General features: G+C 62.3%; 20 protein-coding genes. 8 read left to right on the top strand and 12 right to left on the bottom strand.

Annotation, left to right across the window (positions count from 1 at the left end):
• Window positions 1-26: 26 nt before the first annotated feature.
• The 6 genes from N551_RS0119315 to N551_RS0119285 all read right to left on the bottom strand — a co-directional run bounded on the left by N551_RS0119315 (window position 27) and on the right by N551_RS0119285 (window position 4,406).
• Window positions 27-848, bottom strand: a complete 822-nt coding sequence (locus N551_RS0119315) for an alpha/beta fold hydrolase (RefSeq protein ID WP_027568294.1) — start codon at window positions 846-848, stop codon at window positions 27-29.
• Between the two features lie 133 nt (window positions 849-981).
• On the bottom strand, window positions 982-1,992 hold the full coding sequence (locus N551_RS0119305; RefSeq protein WP_027568293.1) for a nitrilase-related carbon-nitrogen hydrolase: 1,011 nt from the start codon (window positions 1,990-1,992) through the stop codon (window positions 982-984).
• A gap of 114 nt (window positions 1,993-2,106) precedes the next feature.
• Window positions 2,107-2,505 carry a hypothetical protein gene (locus N551_RS0119300; protein ID WP_027568292.1) on the bottom strand — a complete coding sequence of 133 codons (399 nt, stop codon included), beginning with the start codon at window positions 2,503-2,505 and terminating at the stop codon, window positions 2,107-2,109.
• A gap of 162 nt (window positions 2,506-2,667) precedes the next feature.
• Window positions 2,668-3,042: a hypothetical protein gene (locus N551_RS0119295; RefSeq protein WP_027568291.1), complete on the bottom strand. Its 375-nt coding sequence runs from the start codon at window positions 3,040-3,042 to the stop codon at window positions 2,668-2,670.
• A 42-nt stretch (window positions 3,043-3,084) separates the two neighbouring features.
• The gene (locus N551_RS0119290; protein WP_027568290.1) at window positions 3,085-3,537 is read right to left on the bottom strand and encodes a hypothetical protein; all 453 of its coding nucleotides are present in this window, start codon (window positions 3,535-3,537) and stop codon (window positions 3,085-3,087) included.
• Window positions 3,534-4,406 (bottom strand): alpha/beta fold hydrolase, encoded by an 873-nt coding sequence (locus N551_RS0119285; RefSeq protein ID WP_081747903.1) that lies wholly within the window; start codon window positions 4,404-4,406, stop codon window positions 3,534-3,536. Before N551_RS0119285 ends, N551_RS0119290 begins: the two co-directional genes overlap by 4 nt.
• A 147-nt stretch (window positions 4,407-4,553) precedes the next feature.
• Here N551_RS0119285 and N551_RS0119280 point away from each other — a divergent pair, with 147 nt between their 5' ends.
• The gene (locus N551_RS0119280) at window positions 4,554-5,510 is read left to right on the top strand and encodes a GlxA family transcriptional regulator (protein ID WP_027568288.1); all 957 of its coding nucleotides are present in this window, start codon (window positions 4,554-4,556) and stop codon (window positions 5,508-5,510) included.
• Window positions 5,511-5,700: 190 nt separating this feature from the next.
• On the opposite strand, the gene N551_RS39370 is transcribed toward N551_RS0119280, so the two are convergent.
• Complete coding sequence (locus N551_RS39370) at window positions 5,701-6,423, bottom strand: tetratricopeptide repeat protein (RefSeq protein WP_245287820.1); 723 nt, start codon at window positions 6,421-6,423, stop codon at window positions 5,701-5,703.
• A complete protein-coding gene (locus N551_RS39365; RefSeq protein ID WP_245287819.1) occupies window positions 6,405-7,259 on the bottom strand; it encodes a winged helix-turn-helix domain-containing protein in 855 nt (284 codons plus the stop codon). The genes N551_RS39370 and N551_RS39365 overlap by 19 nt, the downstream gene beginning before the upstream one ends.
• Before the next feature lie 103 nt (window positions 7,260-7,362).
• Between N551_RS39365 and N551_RS37205 the strand changes: the two genes are divergently transcribed.
• From N551_RS37205 to N551_RS0119260, 4 genes are all read left to right on the top strand, one after another.
• Window positions 7,363-7,728 (top strand): DUF1127 domain-containing protein, encoded by a 366-nt coding sequence (locus tag N551_RS37205; RefSeq protein WP_371180070.1) that lies wholly within the window; start codon window positions 7,363-7,365, stop codon window positions 7,726-7,728.
• A 318-nt stretch (window positions 7,729-8,046) separates the two neighbouring features.
• The gene (locus N551_RS0119270; RefSeq protein WP_035961602.1) at window positions 8,047-8,892 is read left to right on the top strand and encodes a c-type cytochrome; all 846 of its coding nucleotides are present in this window, start codon (window positions 8,047-8,049) and stop codon (window positions 8,890-8,892) included.
• A 320-nt stretch (window positions 8,893-9,212) separates the two neighbouring features.
• Entirely contained in the window at window positions 9,213-9,413 is a 201-nt protein-coding gene (locus tag N551_RS0119265) for a hypothetical protein (RefSeq protein ID WP_027568286.1), read from the top strand.
• Between the two features lie 16 nt (window positions 9,414-9,429).
• On the top strand, window positions 9,430-9,849 hold the full coding sequence (locus tag N551_RS0119260; RefSeq protein WP_027568285.1) for a hypothetical protein: 420 nt from the start codon (window positions 9,430-9,432) through the stop codon (window positions 9,847-9,849).
• Between the two features lie 308 nt (window positions 9,850-10,157).
• Here N551_RS0119260 and N551_RS0119255 read toward each other — a convergent pair whose 3' ends face one another.
• From N551_RS0119255 to N551_RS0119245, 3 genes are read right to left on the bottom strand one after another with little or no spacing between them, the layout of a single operon-like run.
• On the bottom strand, window positions 10,158-11,369 hold the full coding sequence (locus N551_RS0119255; RefSeq protein ID WP_027568284.1) for an ABC transporter substrate-binding protein: 1,212 nt from the start codon (window positions 11,367-11,369) through the stop codon (window positions 10,158-10,160).
• A gap of 45 nt (window positions 11,370-11,414) precedes the next feature.
• A complete protein-coding gene (locus tag N551_RS0119250) occupies window positions 11,415-12,266 on the bottom strand; it encodes a fumarylacetoacetate hydrolase family protein (protein WP_027568283.1) in 852 nt (283 codons plus the stop codon).
• 23 nt (window positions 12,267-12,289) lie between these two features.
• On the bottom strand, window positions 12,290-13,798 hold the full coding sequence (locus tag N551_RS0119245; RefSeq protein WP_027568282.1) for a bifunctional 3-(3-hydroxy-phenyl)propionate/3-hydroxycinnamic acid hydroxylase: 1,509 nt from the start codon (window positions 13,796-13,798) through the stop codon (window positions 12,290-12,292).
• A 222-nt stretch (window positions 13,799-14,020) separates the two neighbouring features.
• Between N551_RS0119245 and N551_RS0119240 the strand changes: the two genes are divergently transcribed.
• Both N551_RS0119240 and N551_RS0119235 read left to right on the top strand, forming a co-directional pair.
• Entirely contained in the window at window positions 14,021-15,169 is a 1,149-nt protein-coding gene (locus tag N551_RS0119240) for an ABC transporter substrate-binding protein (RefSeq protein ID WP_027568281.1), read from the top strand.
• A gap of 31 nt (window positions 15,170-15,200) precedes the next feature.
• On the top strand, window positions 15,201-16,382 hold the full coding sequence (locus N551_RS0119235) for a cytochrome P450 (protein ID WP_035961600.1): 1,182 nt from the start codon (window positions 15,201-15,203) through the stop codon (window positions 16,380-16,382).
• Between the two features lie 42 nt (window positions 16,383-16,424).
• Here N551_RS0119235 and N551_RS0119230 read toward each other — a convergent pair whose 3' ends face one another.
• A complete protein-coding gene (locus N551_RS0119230) occupies window positions 16,425-17,216 on the bottom strand; it encodes a DNA-binding transcriptional regulator (protein WP_027568279.1) in 792 nt (263 codons plus the stop codon).
• 147 nt (window positions 17,217-17,363) lie between these two features.
• On the opposite strand from N551_RS0119230, the gene N551_RS0119225 reads away from it, so the two are divergent.
• The gene (locus N551_RS0119225) at window positions 17,364-18,347 is read left to right on the top strand and encodes a VOC family protein (protein ID WP_027568278.1); all 984 of its coding nucleotides are present in this window, start codon (window positions 17,364-17,366) and stop codon (window positions 18,345-18,347) included.
• The last annotated feature ends 187 nt before the right edge of the window (window positions 18,348-18,534 follow it).

Below are 18,534 nucleotides of genomic sequence, written 5' to 3'. Positions count from 1 at the left end.
CGATCGGCAGGAGGATTTCGTCCTCGTCATCCTTTGAGGAAGGCCAGCAGGTCTGCGTTCACTTGATCGGCGTGGGTGACGCACATGCCATGTGGAGCACCGGCATATTCCTTCAGGCTCGCGTTTGGCAGGATCTTCACCGAACGCCGGGACGCGATGTCGATAGGAACGATCTGATCGTCATTACCCTGCAGCAGCAGGGTTGGGATCGTCATCTTCTTGAGATCATCCGTAAAATCGGTCTCGGAGAAGGCCTTGATGCAGTCATGCTCGCCTTGGAGGCTCCCCATCATGCCCTGAAGCCAGAAAGAGTCTATCTGGCCTTGCGAAACCTTCGCATTGGGACGGTTATAGCCAAAGAACGGCATTGCCAGTTCTTTGAAGAACCCCGCCCGATCGGCAAGCAGGCTCGCGCGCAGACCGTCGAACACACTCATCGGCGCGCTGTTAGGGTTGGTGGGCGTCTGCGCCATATAGGGAGGTACCGCGGAAATCAGGACTGCTTTCGATATCCGCGATGTGCCATGGCGGCCGATATAGCGCGCCACCTCGCCTCCACCGGTCGAATGGCCGATCATCGTCGCACCCTTGACGTCGAGCGTCTCGAGTAGTGTGGCGAGATCGTCGGCATAGGTATCCATGTCGTTGCCGGTCCAGGTCTGATCCGATCGACCATGGCTGCGTCGATCATGAGCAATAACGCGGTAGCCGTGGTTCGCCAGGAACAGCATCTGGGCGTCCCAGGCGTCTGCGGTGAGCGGCCAGCCATGGGAGAAGGTTACGACCGGACCGGCACCCCAGTCCTTGAAGTAGACCTTCGCGCCGTCTTTCATTGTCGCGGTCGTCATGAGCTTTGATCCTTTGTGAGCAGGTTTTGGGCTGGCGGCTAGGCGCCCTTCGTCGCGTCCGCGAGCGCCGCTTTCGGGAGGCCGAGCGCGGCGACGAGACCGCCGCCAGTGAGAAGAAGATGCCGGCGTGAAGTCATGAGGTAGCTGCCGTTACTCGACGCGAGTCGACTTCTTCCAGCCGATCGGCCGGGTCTAGGGATTTCAGCGCTGGATGCGCGTTGCGCTCATGCACATGGGACTTCGGCGTACGGTCGATCATGAGGCTGAGCAGCTCCGGGCGGCTGTAGTGACCGCGCGAGTCCATCAGGCGCTTGCGCTTGTCGATAGCCCAGAAATCGAGATCGGCGATGACCTCGCCTTCGCCCGATCGCAGCGGCGCGCCCATCAATGCGCCCTCTGGAGAGACGATCGCGGTGAAGCAGCCGCTAGAGATCGGCTCGATGCTGCAGCCGGTACCCTTCATGATCTGAGCTTGCTGCTCAGCGTTCAGCCAGGCGGTCGCACAGACCACGAAACACCCGGCCTCCAGTGCGTGCTGGCGAATATTGACTGAAATCTGCTCGGAGAAACCGTCACCGGCGAACGAGCCAGGGTACATAGCGGAGTGAATCTGCTCGCCGTCGGCCATCAAGGCGTAGCGGGCCAGCGGGTTGTAATGCTCCCAGCAGGCCAGTTGACCGATGCGCCCTACGGCGCTGTCGACACAGCGCAGCCCGGAGCCATCGCCCTGACCCCAGACCATGCGTTCATGATAGGTCGGAGAAATCTTGCGACGGTGCTGGATGAGTGTGCCGTCGGCATCGAACAGGAGTTGCGCGTTATAGATCGTGCCGCCATCGCGCTCGTTGACGCCGACGGAGACGACCATGCCGGCTTGCTTTGCGGCCTCACCGACAGCCCTGGTGGCGTCAGACGGCACGGTCACAGCCTGATCGAGCAACTTGTAGTGCTCCGCGCCCATAAGGTAAGGCGCTTCGACGAAGGAAAAATAGGGGTAGTAAGGAATGACCGTTTCCGGAAAGGTCGCGAACTGGACGCCTTGGCGCCCAAGCTCGATGATTTTCTTGACCACTTTGCCAACAGTGCCTTCCCGGCTGTAGAGAACGGGACTGATCTGCACGGCCGCGGCTTTGACAACAGGCATCGTGGCGGGTCCTTTTTGGCGGGTTGTTGATGTAATCTTTGGTCCCCGACATGGCTTCACCATGCCCCGGTCGACCTCAATCGGTTGGCGATGGAGCCTGGAGCGCCACCGAGCTCACAACGAAACCCGCGGATCGCATTGCGAACGCGGAGGTTCGGCGATGAGCATGGCGAGCGGCGCAAGCGGCCCGAGAGCGATCAACTCGAATTCCATCATTCCGGCGACGCCGAGTGGAAGCTTCTCCAGGAGTTCGTGCGCCTCTGCCGTGCTGGTGGCGTTCACGATGAAGACGACGCCGCGGCCCTCTGTCTGGGAGAACCACTGCTCGATTTTTCCAGCGAGATGATTGCGAACCGTGGCGCGAACCTCATGGGGGCGGACCGAGGCGATCGCCTCGGGTGTGCCCTTCGCCGTGACCGAGCCGATCGCCAGGATCTTGGTTGTCGGAGCGAGAACGGCGGCGAGCGCGGGCAATATCTCGGCACGGACACGCGGATTCTTGACGTCAGGCATTTTACTGCTTGCTCTCGGCATATCGGTAGGGGGACCACGAACGACTTCGCAGTATCCGTAAAATGCATCCGAAGCGGAGCGATCGGGTAGTCACGAAGCTACGAATGCGGTCTGACGGAGTCTGGGGCGCTACCAAGTTCCCAACGCGGTTTGCGGATCGCATCACGAACGCGGAGGCTCACCGATGAGCATGGCGAGCGGCGCAAGCGGGCCGAGAGCGATCAGCTCGAATTCCATCATGCCGGCCACGCCAAGAGGAAGCTTCTCTAGGAGTTCGTGCGCTTCCGCAGTGCTGGTCGCGTTCACGATGAAGACGACGCCGTAGCCCTCCGTCTGGAAGAACCACTGCTCGATCTTTCCAGCGAGATGATTGCGGACCGTCGCACGAACCTCATGGGGCAGGACCGGTGCGATTGCCGCGGGCGTGCCCTTGGCCGTGACCGACCCGATCGCCAGGATCTTGGTTGTCGGAACGACGACGGCGGCAAGCGCGGGCAGTATCTCGGCATGAACGCGCGGATTTTTGTTGTCGGGCATGTTGCTAATTCCTTTTGATAGATTGGTCCGGAGCGCCGCGAACTACTTCGCAGGCTCGGTCAAAAGCACGCGAAGCGGCGCGATCGGGCCGAGCGGGATGATCTGGAATTCCATCATCCCCGCCTGGCCGAAAGGAAACCTGCCCAGCAGTTCCAGAGCCTCCTTCGGATCGGTGACGTTCATCATGAACACGACACCGCTCTGGTCCTGCTTGAGGTACCACTGGTCGATTTTCCCAGCGAGATAGAGCCGTACGGTGTCGCGCACTTCAGAAGGAAGGAGCGGCTTCCACTGGTTCGGCGTCCCTTTGGCTGTGAAGGTGCCGATCGCCAGCAGCTTGGTGGTCGGCACGTCAAGGCCCGAAGATGGCGGTGCCGACTGAGCGGACGAAGTGGCCGGGCTGATCGCTACGAACATCGCGACGAGGGCGCCGAAGCAGGCGAGCCTGGTCAAGCGGGTCGCGTTCACGGCGAGCTTGTTGAGGACGCGGCTCATGACAGCATCGCCTTCGCCACTTGCGCGGGCTCGTCGGCCTGCAGCCAATGACCTGCCGGTATGACGGTGAGGGACGCATTCTTGAGCTGAGACTGGCGCCGCTCGGCCATGGCGGCGGGGAAGTAAGGATCGTACCGTCCCCAGATCAGCTTGACTGGAATATCCAGCGTCTTGAGCGCCGTCAGATGCTTTGCGTTTCGGGCATGTTCATCGAAGAATTCCGCCGCCAACTGCACGAAGGCAGGACCGGCGCCAGGTTGGACGATAAAGTTGTCGCTGATCAGCGGACCGATGAACGCGCTGAAATGGGACTTTTGCGCCTCGGGCAAAGAATCCAGGAATTTCTTCTGCTGCCATCTCAGCAGCCAGCCAAACTGTTCGGGGCTCTGGGCGATCGCCATGGCCAGGGCCTGCATGCTCCGGGTCGCGAACAGCGTGATCATCTCGGGCCAAAGAACCGTGGGGTCCTCGCTATAGGCCGAGTTGAGCATGATCGCGGAATCGACACCGTCCGAATGGGTGAGCGCGTAATTGAGCGTCGCCATCCCCGAGGAATCGTGAGCGACCGGGACGATCGTCCCCAGACCCAGACCCTCGACCACCGCTTCAAGGTCGCCAAGTTGCTGCTTAAAGCTGTAGACGGTGCCGGCGGGCTTGTCGGAGGCGCCAAAGCCCAAAAAATCGAACGTCACCACGCGCCGCCCGCTGGCGACCAAGTGCGGAATCAGGTCGTCCCAGATGTGCAGATTGTCGGGGAAGCCGTGCATGAGCACGAAGGCCGGGCCAGAACCCGCATAATCTCGAGCGTAGACTTTTCCTTCGCCCCTAGAAATGCGATGCTCGACGAAGGCGGCGTGATCGGAAGACATGCATCATCCTTTCTCCCTCACGGAAGCGCTGACATGGGGGTCGCTTAGCGGCGAGGAACCAGTGCGAGATTTGTTGCTCGGACTCTAGCGATTACGGCGGGGCTGACGTAGGTCGTTCTTGCCACCATTCGTGCCACAGGAGCGAAAATGCATCGGGTCGGGTTCATCGTGCCGCAACGGTTTCAGCTGATGAGCCTTGCGGCGCTGACGGCATTCGAAATCGTCAATCTGCCCCCGGCCGACCAGCGCTACGACATCCATTTGTTGTCAGAACATGGCGGTCCGGTTCGGTCTTCCTCAGGGATGACGCTGGAAACCGAGGCATTCGGAGATCCCGCCTTCGACACCGTCATCGTGGGTTCGATCACCGAGATGGACATGCCTTCCTCCGATGCGACCATGATCGCGTTCGTGCAAGAGGCAGCCAAAGCATCCAGGCGGATCGCCTCGATCTGCAGCGGCGCGTTCGTGCTGGCTGAAGCGGGCCTTCTGAATGGTCGACGCGCGACGATGCACTGGGCCCATGCTGCCAGCTTCAGGGCTCGGTTTCCGGATGTCAGGGCAGAGGAGGACCGGATCTTCATCAATGACGGTCCGGTCTGGACGTCGGCGGGAATGACCGCGGGGATCGATCTCGTGCTGGCGTTGATCGATAATGATCTCGGTCCCGAAGCCGCGAAAATGGTCGCCAGACTTCTGGTCATGAACCAGCGTCGGATGGGGGGACAAAAGCAGCACTCCGCACTCCTTGACATGACGCCGAAGTCCGATCGCATCGAATTGGTTCTGGCGCACATCCGTCAAAATTTACGGAACCCATTGACGATCGAAGAGCTTGCGGCGGTCGCCAACCTGAGCCCCCGCCAGTTCAGCCGGGCCTTTCTGGCCGAAACCGGCCAGTCTCCAGCAAAAGCCGTTGAGCGGCTTCGGCTGGAGGCCGCTAGGTTCATGATCGAAGAGGGGCGGCACACGGTCAATGTTGTGGCGCAGGAAACAGGATTCGTGGACCGCGAACGCATGCGTCGCGCATTCCTCCGGACCTTCGGCGTGCCACCGGAGATATTGCGGAGAAACGCTCGACGGGAAGCGGCGGCGGCTGCCTGACTTCGGGCTGTCAAGAAATATAGGCTTTTGAGGCAGACACGACGTGGCGCCGAACGCCGCTCTCGGTCATCCGGCTCGCACGTGAGCATCCGGGTTCGACATCAAATCATGCGATAACACTCACTAAGCGAACGACAGCTTCGCGCCAGCAGCGGTCATTCGATCACGTCGCCGCACAGCGCAGGAAGCCTTATTCGGGCAACCCCGCTTTCCGAAGGCCCTCCATAAACAGCTTTGAGCTTTTGGGGACCCGGGCGATATGCGCCGATACTGTAAAGGCGGGATCGATCTCAAGCACACGCGCCGCCGCGGCGTGCGCCTCAGCGTCGCGTCCGAGATGGGCGAAGGCAGACGCTAGTCCGCGGCAAGCTGGCATAAAGGAAGGATTCTGGCGAAGGGCTTTCTTAAGTACAATGATCGCCTCGTCAAAGCGGCGAAGCGCCATAAGAGCATGCCCAACGCCCAGAAAAGTCATGTGTAGCAGCGGGTCTAACGGGCTCATGCGAATAGCACGTTCAAAGCTTCGGATTGCCTCTTCGGGCACTCCCGCCATTATATAGACCCAGCCTCTATTGTTCCAAGTGCGCCATGAATTTGGGTTGAGCGCGACCGCCCGGTCAGCCATTTCGATTTCGGCTTCACTATCTCCGACCATGCCCGCCAAGATTACGGCAACCCTGGACAACGTGTCCGGATCACCATCATCGAGCCTCAATGCCAAACGAGCAAGCCGAACTGCTTCCTTCCCGTCGAACTCGGGATCGTTGGCATAGCCTAAAGCGACGTTGCTCGCGTGACAGTCACCTGCCAGAGCCGCTGCAGAGCTGAACCTCGGGTCTAGCTCCAAAGCGCGATGAGCCAGCTTAATCGCCTCAGCTAAACTCTCGCGGGTTGTCAGGTAATACTGTTGCATGGATCGAAGAAAGAAATCATATGCGGTGAGGTTCTCTGGTCGCCGCCGCGTCGCCATTTCATCTCTGTTTGAAGCATCTTTGGCTGAACAGCCGAGACAACGGCGAGCGCAACTTCGTCCTGAAGAGCGAAAATGTCCGTCAGCTCACGCTCGAATCTTTCCGCCCATAGATGCGCGCCTGTCACCGCATCAATCAATTGCCCTGTGATGCGAACCTTTCCCGACGCCTTGCGCACAGCTCCCTCAAGGACATAGCGCACGCCGAGCCTGCGTCGGACCTCCTCGATATCAACAGCTTTGCCTTTGAAGGTGAAACTTGAGTGACGTGCGATAACGAACAGAGACTTAAAGCGCGACAGCACAGTGATGATTTCTTCCACCATGCCATCGGCGAAATATTCCTGCTCGGTATCGCCGCTCATGTTCTCAAACGGCAGCACAGCGATAGACGGTTTGTCGGGGAGCGCAAGATCGGCTTTTTGAAGTTCTACCTGATTGTCGGCAAGTGCTGCGCCTGCCGGTTCCTTCACTTCCCGGACTGCTCCGACGAAGCGGAAGCCCTTGCGCGGTAGTGTTTTTATGAACCGCTGTTCCTCGCCGGAATCGCCGATTGCAGTCCGGGCGGCATTCAGGCGGGTTGTCAGCGCCGCGTCGGAGACGCTGCGCCCATTCCAAATGACTTTGATGATGTCGTCCTTGCTGACAACTCGCTCCCTGTTGCGGATCAGGTAATCGATTAGGTCAAATACCTGGGGCGCGATGGAGATGAGGTCTGCCCCGCGATGCAGCTCGCGCCGGTCGGTGTCGAATGCGTATTCCTCGAAAAGATAGCGCAAGGTTCCAATCCCGTTCGGCGGTCTCTGGTCATCGGGGCCTAGCAACGTTTGGCGACACAAAGAATATGCTGCCGGTAAGGAAAATGTAAGCAGCACGTCAAGCATGCCCGCCGAGAACTGGGCAGCTTGTCTGGGTGGAAACTACGCATTCAGGGCTGCTGCAATGAGCACGATTGATCGTACGGCGGGCTTAGTTCAGACGGCCGTATCCCAGAGGCACGATTCGAGCGCCCTCAAGAATTTCTGGGGGGCATTTCAAGAATGGCGGAAATGGGAGCGGCTGCGACGCGATCTTTCGAACCTAAGTGATCGGGAGTTGATGGATATTGGGATTGCGCGTGGCGAGATCGACTACGTCGCCTCGAACCGAGATAGCGACCCACGAGGCATCCGATCCGGCGGGTGCGCGACGTCCGCTGAGGGTCTTGGCTGTGTGAAAACGCCAGGACGCTACGCGGCGATAGAATAAGTCATTCGCTCAAGACCGTCTTCGTGGTCAAACGCGCAAGCGCATTGAACTTAGAGAACGAACTGAAGAATGTAATTCTAGCCGAGTTTCGATCTTTCGCGTTTTTACACAGCCAGGGTCAAAATGCGAAGAACTCAACCTGAGCAAATCCTGTCCGCCATCCCGGCTGAGCGGACCTCAATGACAAGGGCAGTCACCTCGCTGATAAGCCGTTAGGTGATAAAAACTTTTGTCCGGACGTGAACGAGTTCACATATCGCGCGGCCGCTAGGCTCCAGTGTGAAAGCAGTAAGCCTTAAAAGTGCGGGGGCCGGAGCGATGATCTACGTTTTCGCTGTACTCGCCGTTTTGTGTGGCGCCGCAACTACAGCCGCCGCCGAGACGGCAATCGAGCGCGGCAGTTACCTTGTCAACGCGGTCATGGCCTGCGATGGCTGCCATACGCCACGCGGGCCCGGCGGTCTCATCATGGAGCGACGTTTTTCGGGCGGGTCTATTGTCTGGGACGGACCGGCCTACACTGTCCACGGGTCAAACATCACGCCCGACCTCGACACAGGCATTGGAGCTTGGAGCGACGATGATATCAAGCGACTGCTGATCAGCGGGTTGCGACCGAACGGCGTGTCGGTTGCGCCGCAGATGCCTTACGGCTTCTACAGAATTCTGACGCCAAGTGATCTCGATGCGATCGCGGCCTATCTGAAGACCGCCAAGCCGGTAAGCAACGAGATGCCGCCGCCGGTCTATAAGGCCGCGGCGTATCCCGTGCCACTGCCGGGCGCCGAAACATCAATCGGTGACTCGGTCCCTCAAGATCAAGTCAAGCGCGGCTTCTATCTCGCCACCCTCGCGCATTGCATGGAATGCCACTCCCGCAAGCCCGATGGCACTCAAGACTTTAAGAACTGGTGGGGCAAGGGCGGTCACGAGATGAAGGGCCCCTTCGGCTCAGTTGTAGTCGCCAACATCTCCTCCAACAAAGAGAAGGGTGTGGGCGCGTGGACGGACGCCGAACTCAAGCGCGCGCTGACCGAGGGCATCAGCCGCGACGGCCGCGTGCTCAAGCTGCCGATGGCCCGGCAACGCTATTTCAGCAAGATGACTGAGCAGGATCTCGACGCTATCGTCGCGTGGATCCGCACCATCCCGCCGATCGAATAGGTCAGGATCATTCTTCCAATCGTCGAAAGTCGCATATAGGTCACTTACGGGCGTTGCACGCATCTTCGAGCTCGGTCCGTTCGCACCCGGCAAGCCGACGTCAGTGCGGTTGAGAGATCGCACCGAAGCGACCAGCCGATTGGGACCTCCACCGCGTGCGCGTGGTAGTCGATGCGCTGCTGTTGGCGCCGACTGCGTACTAGCGTCGGCCGGCAGCGCTCTGCTCCTCAAAATTCCGAGCGCATTTGCCGCGAAGCTTAACATGCTTGAATCCCCCACGGGGTGAAATCGGGCTAGTATTGGGTTTGTGGGGGCATCTCATGTTCGACACGGAAACGACCGCGCTTTTGCGCGCGGTCCTCGATGAAGTCTGCGAAAGCGTCTCGCGCCGCGAGATTGGAGCACGTACTCACGTTGCATCGAAAATCCTGGAAGCTGCTACCAAGGGTGAGATTTCCCCCGACGTCCTCAGGCAGGTAGGCCGCCACGCCCTGTCCCATGCACCCACGATGTGGCGCTGATTGATCCGGAGGGGGCGTGAACTTCCAGGTGACGGTCCTCAAGATCCTGGTGAGCTACCCGGATGGCTTCGCCGTCATGGAGGACCTCAAACGCGACATGGCCATCCTGGCGACCAGTGGACGCGAATGGGCGGACCGGACCAGACGCCTCGCCGCGCGGGTGCCCGATCTCGACATCTTTTCACACGGGCTGGTCGAACGCATCAGCGGCGGATGGCAGATCACAGCCAATGGACGGGCGGTGCTCGAGTTCATGGAAACCCGCCCCGCTGCGCCCGAACCGACCCAGGCGCCTTTGATCCCGGAGACTACGGCGACAGTCTCTGCGACGCAGGTTCCTCCGCTGCGGCAGCCCGTTGACCGCGCCAAGCGGCGGCGAGAACGCCGCGAACGTCGGCGCGAGGCGCGCGAACGAGCGAGGGCGAACGCCTCCTAGAGTGTCCTATAGAGCCGGCAAGGCGCGGAAAGAACATGACGGGAGCCGAACCCGCGCTCTATCGCCAGCCGCGACCGCTCCACCGGCCTGACCACGCCCAGCACCCCGCATTTGAATGGTGGGCCTCTTTCCGGCGACGTGTGAATCGGCGTGGGGTCCCGAGCCGATCGGCACGACAAGTCATTGACACCGTTGATCTGGGCGAGGTCATTCCATCCCGCCGACGTACAATCACAAGCGGAAGTTGCTGATCGACTTGACTGACAGGGCCGGCAGCCACCGAGGCGACAGTTTGGCGTGATGGCGCTCTACTTGCCGACCAGGCTGCACTTGCTGCGTTCAAGCGGGCGGAAGGCTTGGTCGGGCGGGATGGTCGCGACCAGCTTGACGAAATCCCAGGGACCCTTGGATTCCTCCGGCGTCTTGACTTGCACCAAATAGAGATCTTGCACCATGCGCTGGTCCTCACGGATGCGCCCATTGGGCGTGTAAGCGTCCGAAACCGGCGTCGCCTTCATCTTCGCCATCACCGTTGCGCCGTCGTCCGAGTCGGTATCCTTCACGGCCTGGAGATAGTGGTGCACGGCGGAATAGACTCCGGCCTGGATTTGCGACGGCATCGCTTTTCGACGCGCGAAAAACGCATCGGCGAATTTCCGGGCTGCCGGCGAGACGTCCTCGAAGAACGAGGTGACGATGAAGTCCCCGCGCGTCGCCTTCAACCCCACGGACTCGATATCGACGTTCTGGAAAGACATCGGCACGATCTTCATGCCCTGGTTGGCAAGGCCGAATTCTTCCGCCTGCTTGATCGCGGTGGCGTTGTCGCCGGCGACGTTGATGGCCAGGATTTTTGCGCCCGAGGACTGCGCCTGGAGCAGGAACGAGCTGTAGTCGGGCGTGCCGAGCTGCGCCTTCACGCTGCCGGCGACCTTGCCCCCGAGCTCGGTGATTCGGGCGCGGGCGGTTGCTTCGATCGAGTGGCCGAAGGCATAGTCGCCGGTGATGAAGAACCACGACTCCTTGCTGGTCTGCATGATGCCCGAGACCACGGCGGTCGCGGTCGAATAGGCGTCCTGCGTCCACTGCACGCTGCTCGCTGCACAGGCTTCATCGGTGAGCTGGTTGGCGCCGGCGCCGGAGACGAGGAAGATTTTTCCGTTCCCGCGCACCAGTTCCTGCACCGCGAGCGCGGCACCAGAGCTGCCGCCATCGGCGATCGCCTGTACGCCGTCGCTGAACCATTTGCGGGCGAGCGATCCCGCAAGGTCCGGCTTGTTCTGGTGGTCGGCCTGCAAGATCTCGATCGGCTTGCCATTGATCTTGCCGCCGAATTCCTCCGCCGCCATCCGCGCCGCCTCGACGGAGCCCGGGCCCATCGCGGTCGCGAATATCCCGTTCATGTCGGTGAGGACGCCGATGCGGATGGCATCGCCCTTGACTTCGGCGTGCGCCGTGGCGCCTGCGAGCGCCAACATGATCAGCGGGATGGCGGTCGATGTCCTACGTAGCGTGGTCATGGCATTTCCCGATCCTGTTGTCGTTTTGTTTATTGGTGCCGGCGGTCAGACCGGTTCGGCGATCACCTTGTTGCGCAAGGTTCCGATGCCGGAGATCTCGACCTCGACGGTGTCGTCGGGACGCATCCACAGTGGCGGCGTGCGCTTGGCGCCGACCCCGCCGGGCGTGCCCGTGACGATGACATCGCCGGGATTGAGTGGGCAGATCGCCGAGATGTAGGCGATCAGCTCGGGTATGGCGGTGATCAGGAGATCCGTGGTGGTGTCCTGCACGACGGTGCCGTTCAGGCGCGTCCGCAAGGTCAGCTTCGACGGGTCAGGGATCTCGTCCGTTGTCACCAGCCACGGGCCGAAGCTGCCGCTCTCCGCAAAGGTCTTGCCGGAGAGGAACTGGCTCGTGTGCCGTTGCCAGTCGCGGACGCTGCCTTCGTTGTAGCAGGAATAGCCGGCGATGTGGTTGAGCGCGCGACTCGCGGAGATGTGACGGCCTTGCTTGCCGATCACGAGCGCGAGTTCGCCTTCGTAGTCGAAATCGTCGCTGACTTTCGGCTTCACGATGGGCTGGAGATGTCCGACCTGGCTGCAGGGAAAGCGCACGAACAGTGCCGGCTTCTCGGTCACGGTGCGCCCCGTTTCGGCGACGTGGTCGCGATAATTGAGGCCGACACAGATGATCTTGCCGGGATCGGGAATGACGGGGGCAAAGGTGATCCTGTCGAGCGGATGATCGGGTGCAGCAGATGCGACCAGCTTTGCAGCCTCGGCAACCCGACCCGTTTCGAGCAACTGCCGCAGCGTGGTGCAGGGCGCCATGCGCGTGCCGAGATCGACCACGCCATTGTCCTTGACGGCCCCGAAAGAGGGGCGACCGTCGGCGATGAAAGAAAGCAGCTTCATGAGATATCCTTGCGAAAAGTCGATCAGGCCGCGGACGGCACGTGGGTTGGAGGCGTGATGGCGGCAATGAGCCGGTCGAGCTCGGTGTAGTTGCGGGCGGTGCCGCGGACGTAGCGGTCGGGGCGAACGAGTGCGGCGATGATGCCGTGCTCGCGCAGCCATGACCCGACGCCCTCGGCATCGTCACTGATCAGGATGTCGATTCCTGCCTGGGACAGAGCGTGACGCGACGAGAGCGCGGCCGCGCTCTCGACGAGGAGCACGTGGCTGTAGCCGACCCGGTCGTCGCCGCGGCGGCCGTCTGTCAACTCGAACTGCGGCGCCAGATGCCCGGCGAGAGGCAGATCGCCGAGCGCGAGGCCAGGGCCGAGCAGGGGCTTCTTGACCTCCAGCTTGACCGGTGCATTCTCGCGGGTTTCGCCGGCGGCAAGGCCCGCTTCGATCGCCTTGGTGTTGATGACGCCGCCGAGGCGGATAGCGAGCTCGATGAACTCGCGCACGTGCGGCTGGCGCTCGCTCTGATAGGTGTCGAGCAGACTTGACTCCGCCCGTCCGTGCAGGACTGCGGCAAGCTTCCAGGCAAGGTTGGCGGCATCTCGGATGCCGGCGCACATGCCTTGGCCGAGAAAGGGCGGGGTCTGGTGTGCGGAGTCGCCGGCGAGCAGCAGACGACCGCTCCGCCATTGCTGCGCGATGACGGAATGAAAGGTGTAGACCGCGGCGCGCTCGAGTTCGGCATCCCCGGGCGTGATCCAGCGCGACAGCAGCTCCCAGACTTTTGCCGGCTGCGCCACCTCCTGGGACTCTTCGTCCGGAAGAACCGTGATCTCCCAGCGCCGCCGCGCGCCTGTGCCGCGAACATAGGTCGCCGGCCGGCGCGGATCGCAATGCTGAATACTGTAGTCGCCGAGATCGTCGCGGTCGCGCTTGAGCAGCACGTCGATCACGAGCCAGCGCTCGTGGAAGCCGAGATCGTCGATGCGGGAGCCGATGAAGCGGCGCACCAGCGAGCGGGCGCCGTCGCAGCCGATGACATAGCCGGCGCGGACTTCGCTCAGCTTCCCCGTGGAAAGATCCTCGTAGCGGACGCGCACGCCGATTTCGTCCTGATCCAGCGCGAACACGTCGCAGCGGCTGCGCAAGGCGACGTGCGGCCAGCGCGCGAGGCCAGCAATCAGCACGTCTTCCAACTCGGGCTGGTGGAAGCGATAGCTGAGATTCCATCCCATCGGCGTCAATGTTTGTGGCCGCGACCAGTCCAGCAGCATCCGGCCGTCGGCGTCGAGAAAGAGCATGCCGGGGCTCAGGATGACATGCGGCAGGATCGCTTCGGCGAGGCCGATGGTCTGGAATACCCGCATGCATTCGTCGTCGAAATGCACCGCGCGCGGCAGATGATAGGTCTGCGCCTCGCGCTCCAGCACCAGTGTCCGTACGCCGCACAAGCCGAGCAAGTTGGCGAGCGTGGCTCCGACCGGGCCGCGGCCGACGATCACAACGTCGAATTCCTCAAAGGCGGATTTATCTTTCATGGGGCTATTTCTTTCCCCAAGCAACGCCCCTCCTTCAATGCCGTCGCGCCAAGTGTCCGCCCTGCGGACGCACCCGGCTGCGGCCAGTCTCGTGCTCCCTGTCCGCCAGCCGGACAGCTCGATGATACCGCTACGCGCGAACCCCCGGCTTTGGCTAGTGAGGAGTCAAAGGCAATAATATTCAGGCTGCCGGCGCGGGCGGCCGAAGTGGAGGAGACGGTCATGCTGCGATCCGTGCTGGGCGTGTGTGTTGTGGTCCAATTGTTCGCTGCGCCGAGTTTTGCGGCCGATATTAATGTCGGAGTGATCCTGTCGGCGACCGGGCCCGCGGCTGCGATCGGCAATGCCGAGCGCAACGGAACTGCCTTTGGCCCCGCCGAAATCGCTGGCAAGAAGATCATCTATCTCTTTCTCGACGAAGCCTCCGACAGCACCGCGGCCGTGTCCGCGCTGCGGAAACTGTTCCAGGAGAGCAAGATCGATATTTTGGTGGGGCCGACCACCACGCCGGGTTCGTTTGCCGCAATCGATCCGGCGGTCGAGTACAAGCTGCCGATGATTTCGCTGGCGCCTGTCAATGCGCTAGTCGCGCCCGTTGATGAGCGGCGGCGCTGGATCTTCAAGACCACGACCAATGACGATCATGAAGCGACGCCCTTGTTTGCGAACATGAAGCACAGCGGGGTCAAGAAGCTCGCGCTGATTGGCTTCGGCGACTCCTATGGCGACGCCTGGAGCAAGGTCAGCGCCGACATGTGCGCAGCTTCGGGAATCGAACTCGTCGCCAATGAGAAATTTGCGCGGACCGACACCACCGTCGTGGGGCAGGTCCTGAAGATCATCGCGGCGGACCCCGACGCCGTCCTGATCGCGGCTTCCGGTGCGCCGGCGGCGCTTCCGCTGCTGCAACTGCGCGAGAAGGGATTTGCGGGGCAAATCTACGGCACGCTCGGCGCGACCTTCGGCGATTTCCGCAAGCTGACCGGCGCGCAAGGCGACGGCATCTTCGTGCCGCTGAGCCCAGCGGTCGGTGCTGCGTCCTTCCCCGACGACTATCCCGCCAAGAGGGCCGCGCTCGAATTCATCCAGCGCTATGAGGGCAAGTTCGGACCCGCCAGCCGCAATATCTTCGCTGGCTCGGCCTATGACGCGCTGATCCTGCTCGAACAGGCGGTGCCGGCCGCGCTGAAGGTGGGAGAGCCTGGCACCGCCGAATTCCGCGAAGGCTTGCGCACTGCGATCGAGTCGTTGAAGGGCGTTGCCGGATCGCGCGGTGTCTACAATTACGGCCCGAATGATCACACCGGGCTCGACCAGAGTGCGCTGACGCTCGGCAAGCTCGAGAAGGGCGAGTGGGTCGCCGTTCGCTGAACAGGCGACTGCGACAAGCAGGAGGGAGCAGATGATCGCTGCCGACATAGACTGTCCAGTCTACGATGTCGATCTCTACAGCGACGCGGTGCTGTGCGATCCCTATCCGCATTACCGCGCGCTGCGCGAGCTCGGGCCCGTAATCTGGCTGCCGCAGAATGCGCTCCATGCGCTTGGCCGTTTCGAGGACGTCCGCGCCGCCTTGCGCAATCCCGGCCTGTTTTCGTCGGCGCAAGGGGTTGCCGCCAATGACGACGTGAACGAAATGTCGCGCGGCACGACGCTTGCGAGCGATGCGCCGCTGCACGATCGGCTGCGCGCGATCATCGCGGCGCCCTTGCTGCCGCGGGCGCTGGAGGAGATCGGTCCGCAGATCCGGACCGAGGCGCGTCGGCTCGTCGACGACCTCGTCACCCGCGGCGCGTTCGACGCGGTGACGGATCTGGCCCAGCAACTTCCGCTCACCATCGTGTCCAAGCTGGTGGGGCTGGAAGATTACGGCCGCGGCAGCATGCTGCGCTGGGCATCGGCCACCTTCAACGTGCTCGGCACCATGAACGAGCGTGGCTGCGCAGGAATGACCGACGTGCGCGAGATGCGAACCTATCTCGGTGGTCCGGCGATCCGCGAACGATTGCGGCCGGGAAGCTGGGGCCAGCGGATTTTTGAAGCCGCCGATCGTGGCGAGGTCGAGCCGGAGCGCTGTCCGGTCCTGATGCGCGATTATTTGGGACCAAGCCTCGACACCACGATTTTTGCCACCGCGAACCTGATCCTGCTGTTCGGCAAGTATCCCGAACAATGGGAGCTCCTGCGTGAGGATCCGACACTGATCGCCAACGCGATCAACGAGGCGCTGCGCCTGGAATCGCCGATCCGAGGGTTCACCCGCCATCTGACCGCCGATGCCACCGTCGGTGGCGCGACCATTCTCGCCGGGAGCCGGGCGTTGCTGCTCTATGCCTCGGCCAATCGCGACGAACGGAAGTGGCAGGACCCCGAGCGCTTCGACATCCGCCGCCGCGCCAGCGATCACCTCGGCTTCGGCAACGGCATCCACATGTGCGCGGGTCTGCATCTCGCCCGCCTGGAAATGACCGCGCTGTTGGAGTTGTTGGTGGAGAAAGTCCGGCGTTTCGAGCTCGGCGAACCCGTGCTCGCAGTCAACAACGTGCTGCGCGGCCTGAAATCCCTGCCGGTGCGGGTGAGCTAGAGCCTGAAGCGCGAGGACGATTCGTCCTGATCTCATCGCGCTTTAGGGGCTGACCGGGATGGCGGTGGCAGCCTCGCGCATCGGCGCGACGAACTGCGCCACGGCCTCGTCGATCCCCAGCGCCGAGCGTATCCAGATGATCGAGATGCAGCCGAACACCGTGCCATTGCGCACGATTGGGACGGCGATCGAAGCAGTCTTGAGGTTGTATTCGCCCTCACTGCGGATCGCGTAGCCCCGCGCCTGCGTCTCGGCGATCATTCGGTCGAGGCGGCCTTCGTCGAGGAAGGGACGATCTTCGGCCTCGTCGATGCGGCGGAGATGGTTGACGATCAGATCGCGCTCGCGCGCCGGGCTTGCGGCGAGATAGGCGCGCCCGGCAGAGGTCCGCAGCATCGGCAGGCGCTTGCCGATCATGCCGCGGTCGATCGAGAGCGGGCTGCGCGAATGCGTGGTCTCCTGCACCACCATCGCAGCGTTCTCGTAAGTCGAGAGATCGACCGGCCAGACCAGCGTCTTGCTAAGCTCGGTGAGGAAAGGTGCCGCCGCCTGGCAGATCACCACGCCCGGATCGTAGCCGTCGCCAAGGCTGAGCGCCCGCCGGGTCACGCGAAAACGGTCGTCGCTGGCGCTGCGGGCGACATAGCCCAGTTCTTCCAGCGTCTCGAGCAGGCGGTAGACGGTCGGGCGAGGAAGGTCGAGCGCGCGGGCCACGTCGCCGGCGCGGATGCCGCCGGAGCGGTTGACTTCGCGCAGCACGTCCAGCCCACGCTTGAAGGCGCGGACGCCCTCGGACTGCCGCGGCCCACCGTTCCGCGTCCGCTCCTTGGACACTTGGTATTTCCTCCCTTGTGGCCTGCGGCCTTGCGATTATCGTCTTTGCGAACGCGAAGCGATTGCGGGGCGCCACCGTAGGAGCGCGCGCGGCCGGTATCAAGTTCGCCGCAGTGCGGCAGACGCGATGCCTTCGGGAGGACGTCGATGGAAATCACCGCGCTTGGGTATATCGGAATCAGCTCGTCGCAGCTGGACCAGTGGGGCCGGATGGCCACCGGGCTGCTCGGCATGCAGCAGGTCGACTGCGGCGGCAAGATGCGCGCCTTCCGCATGGACGATCGCAAGCAGCGCCTGATCGTCGACGGCAGCAGCGATGCCGGGTTTGCGGTGATGGGCTGGGAGGTTCCGTCCACCGCCGGACTCGACCGCCTCGCCGGACGGCTGGAGAAGCACGGCGTGAAGGTGACACGCGGGTCGCGTGCGATCGCCGACGAGCGGCATGTGGCCGAGCTGATCGTATTCGCGGACCCCGCCGGCAACCGGCTGGAGGCCTTCTGCAAGCCCGAGCTTGCGACCGAACCGTTTAAGCCGGGACGGCCGATCTCGGGTTTTCGCACCGGTGCGCTCGGCATGGGGCACGTGGTGCTCAGTGTCGACGACGTCGAATCGCTGTTGCCGTTCTACCGCGACGTGCTCGGCTTTCACGTCTCCGACTTCGGACTGAAGCCCTACGGGCTTTATTTCTTTCACGTCAACGGCCGCCATCACAGTTTCGCGATGGTCGGCTCCGGGCGGAAGGCCCTGCATCACTTCATGGTGGAGCTCGGCAGTCTCGACGATGTCGGGCAGGGTTACGACCTCGCGCAGTTGGACGACGGTCGCATCGCCTACACGCTGGGCCGGCACACCAACGACCACATGACCTCGTTCTATGTGAATACGCCGTCCGGTTTCTTTATCGAATACGGCTGGGGCGCACGTATCATCGATCCCGGTACCTGGCAGCCGCACGAGACCTTCGATGGGCCGTCGCTGTGGGGCCATGAGCGCCTCCACATGCCGGAGGAACAGCGCAAGCGCCTGCGTGACATGCGGCTCGATGCGGCAGCCCGCGGCGTGCGCGTGGCCGATCCACGCGTACCAGCGCTTAATTGCGCTTGGCTGGATGCCGTGATCGCACGCGAATAAGCGCAGCCAAAATGCGAAGAACTCAACCTGAGCAAATTTAGTCCGCCCTGCCTCATTGAGCGGACCTCACCTGGTCCTCTACACCGCCGGTGGGCCAATAGGCGAAGTTCTGGGCTAGGTGGGCCTGGGCGCCAACGCTGCGGTGATCCGGGCGGAGACGCTCTCCCGCCGGCCGGGCCATACCGGC

This window comes from Bradyrhizobium sp. URHA0013 (assembly GCF_000518345.1).
GTDB lineage: Bacteria > Pseudomonadota > Alphaproteobacteria > Rhizobiales > Xanthobacteraceae > Bradyrhizobium.
This window is presented reverse-complemented; position numbering and strand designations above follow the sequence as displayed.

Bases quoted from the DNA above. Each gene is read 5' to 3' on its own strand.
- N551_RS0119305 (WP_027568293.1), bottom strand. From the start codon at position 1,992: ATGCCTGTTGTCAAAGCCGCGGCCGTGCAGATCAGTCCCGTTCTCTAC.
- N551_RS37205 (WP_371180070.1), top strand. From the start codon at position 7,363: ATGCCCGCCGAGAACTGGGCAGCTTGTCTGGGTGGAAACTACGCATTC.
- N551_RS0119235 (WP_035961600.1), top strand. From the start codon at position 15,201: ATGATCGCTGCCGACATAGACTGTCCAGTCTACGATGTCGATCTCTAC.
- N551_RS0119290 (WP_027568290.1), bottom strand. From the start codon at position 3,537: ATGAGCCGCGTCCTCAACAAGCTCGCCGTGAACGCGACCCGCTTGACC.
- N551_RS0119255 (WP_027568284.1), bottom strand. From the start codon at position 11,369: ATGACCACGCTACGTAGGACATCGACCGCCATCCCGCTGATCATGTTG.
- N551_RS0119280 (WP_027568288.1), top strand. From the start codon at position 4,554: ATGCATCGGGTCGGGTTCATCGTGCCGCAACGGTTTCAGCTGATGAGC.
- N551_RS0119315 (WP_027568294.1), bottom strand. From the start codon at position 848: ATGACGACCGCGACAATGAAAGACGGCGCGAAGGTCTACTTCAAGGAC.
- N551_RS0119225 (WP_027568278.1), top strand. From the start codon at position 17,364: ATGGAAATCACCGCGCTTGGGTATATCGGAATCAGCTCGTCGCAGCTG.
- N551_RS0119270 (WP_035961602.1), top strand. From the start codon at position 8,047: ATGATCTACGTTTTCGCTGTACTCGCCGTTTTGTGTGGCGCCGCAACT.
- N551_RS0119240 (WP_027568281.1), top strand. From the start codon at position 14,021: ATGCTGCGATCCGTGCTGGGCGTGTGTGTTGTGGTCCAATTGTTCGCT.
- N551_RS0119265 (WP_027568286.1), top strand. From the start codon at position 9,213: ATGTTCGACACGGAAACGACCGCGCTTTTGCGCGCGGTCCTCGATGAA.
- N551_RS0119245 (WP_027568282.1), bottom strand. From the start codon at position 13,798: ATGAAAGATAAATCCGCCTTTGAGGAATTCGACGTTGTGATCGTCGGC.
- N551_RS0119250 (WP_027568283.1), bottom strand. From the start codon at position 12,266: ATGAAGCTGCTTTCTTTCATCGCCGACGGTCGCCCCTCTTTCGGGGCC.
- N551_RS0119285 (WP_081747903.1), bottom strand. From the start codon at position 4,406: ATGTCTTCCGATCACGCCGCCTTCGTCGAGCATCGCATTTCTAGGGGC.
- N551_RS0119300 (WP_027568292.1), bottom strand. From the start codon at position 2,505: ATGCCTGACGTCAAGAATCCGCGTGTCCGTGCCGAGATATTGCCCGCG.
- N551_RS39370 (WP_245287820.1), bottom strand. From the start codon at position 6,423: ATGCAACAGTATTACCTGACAACCCGCGAGAGTTTAGCTGAGGCGATT.
- N551_RS0119295 (WP_027568291.1), bottom strand. From the start codon at position 3,042: ATGCCCGACAACAAAAATCCGCGCGTTCATGCCGAGATACTGCCCGCG.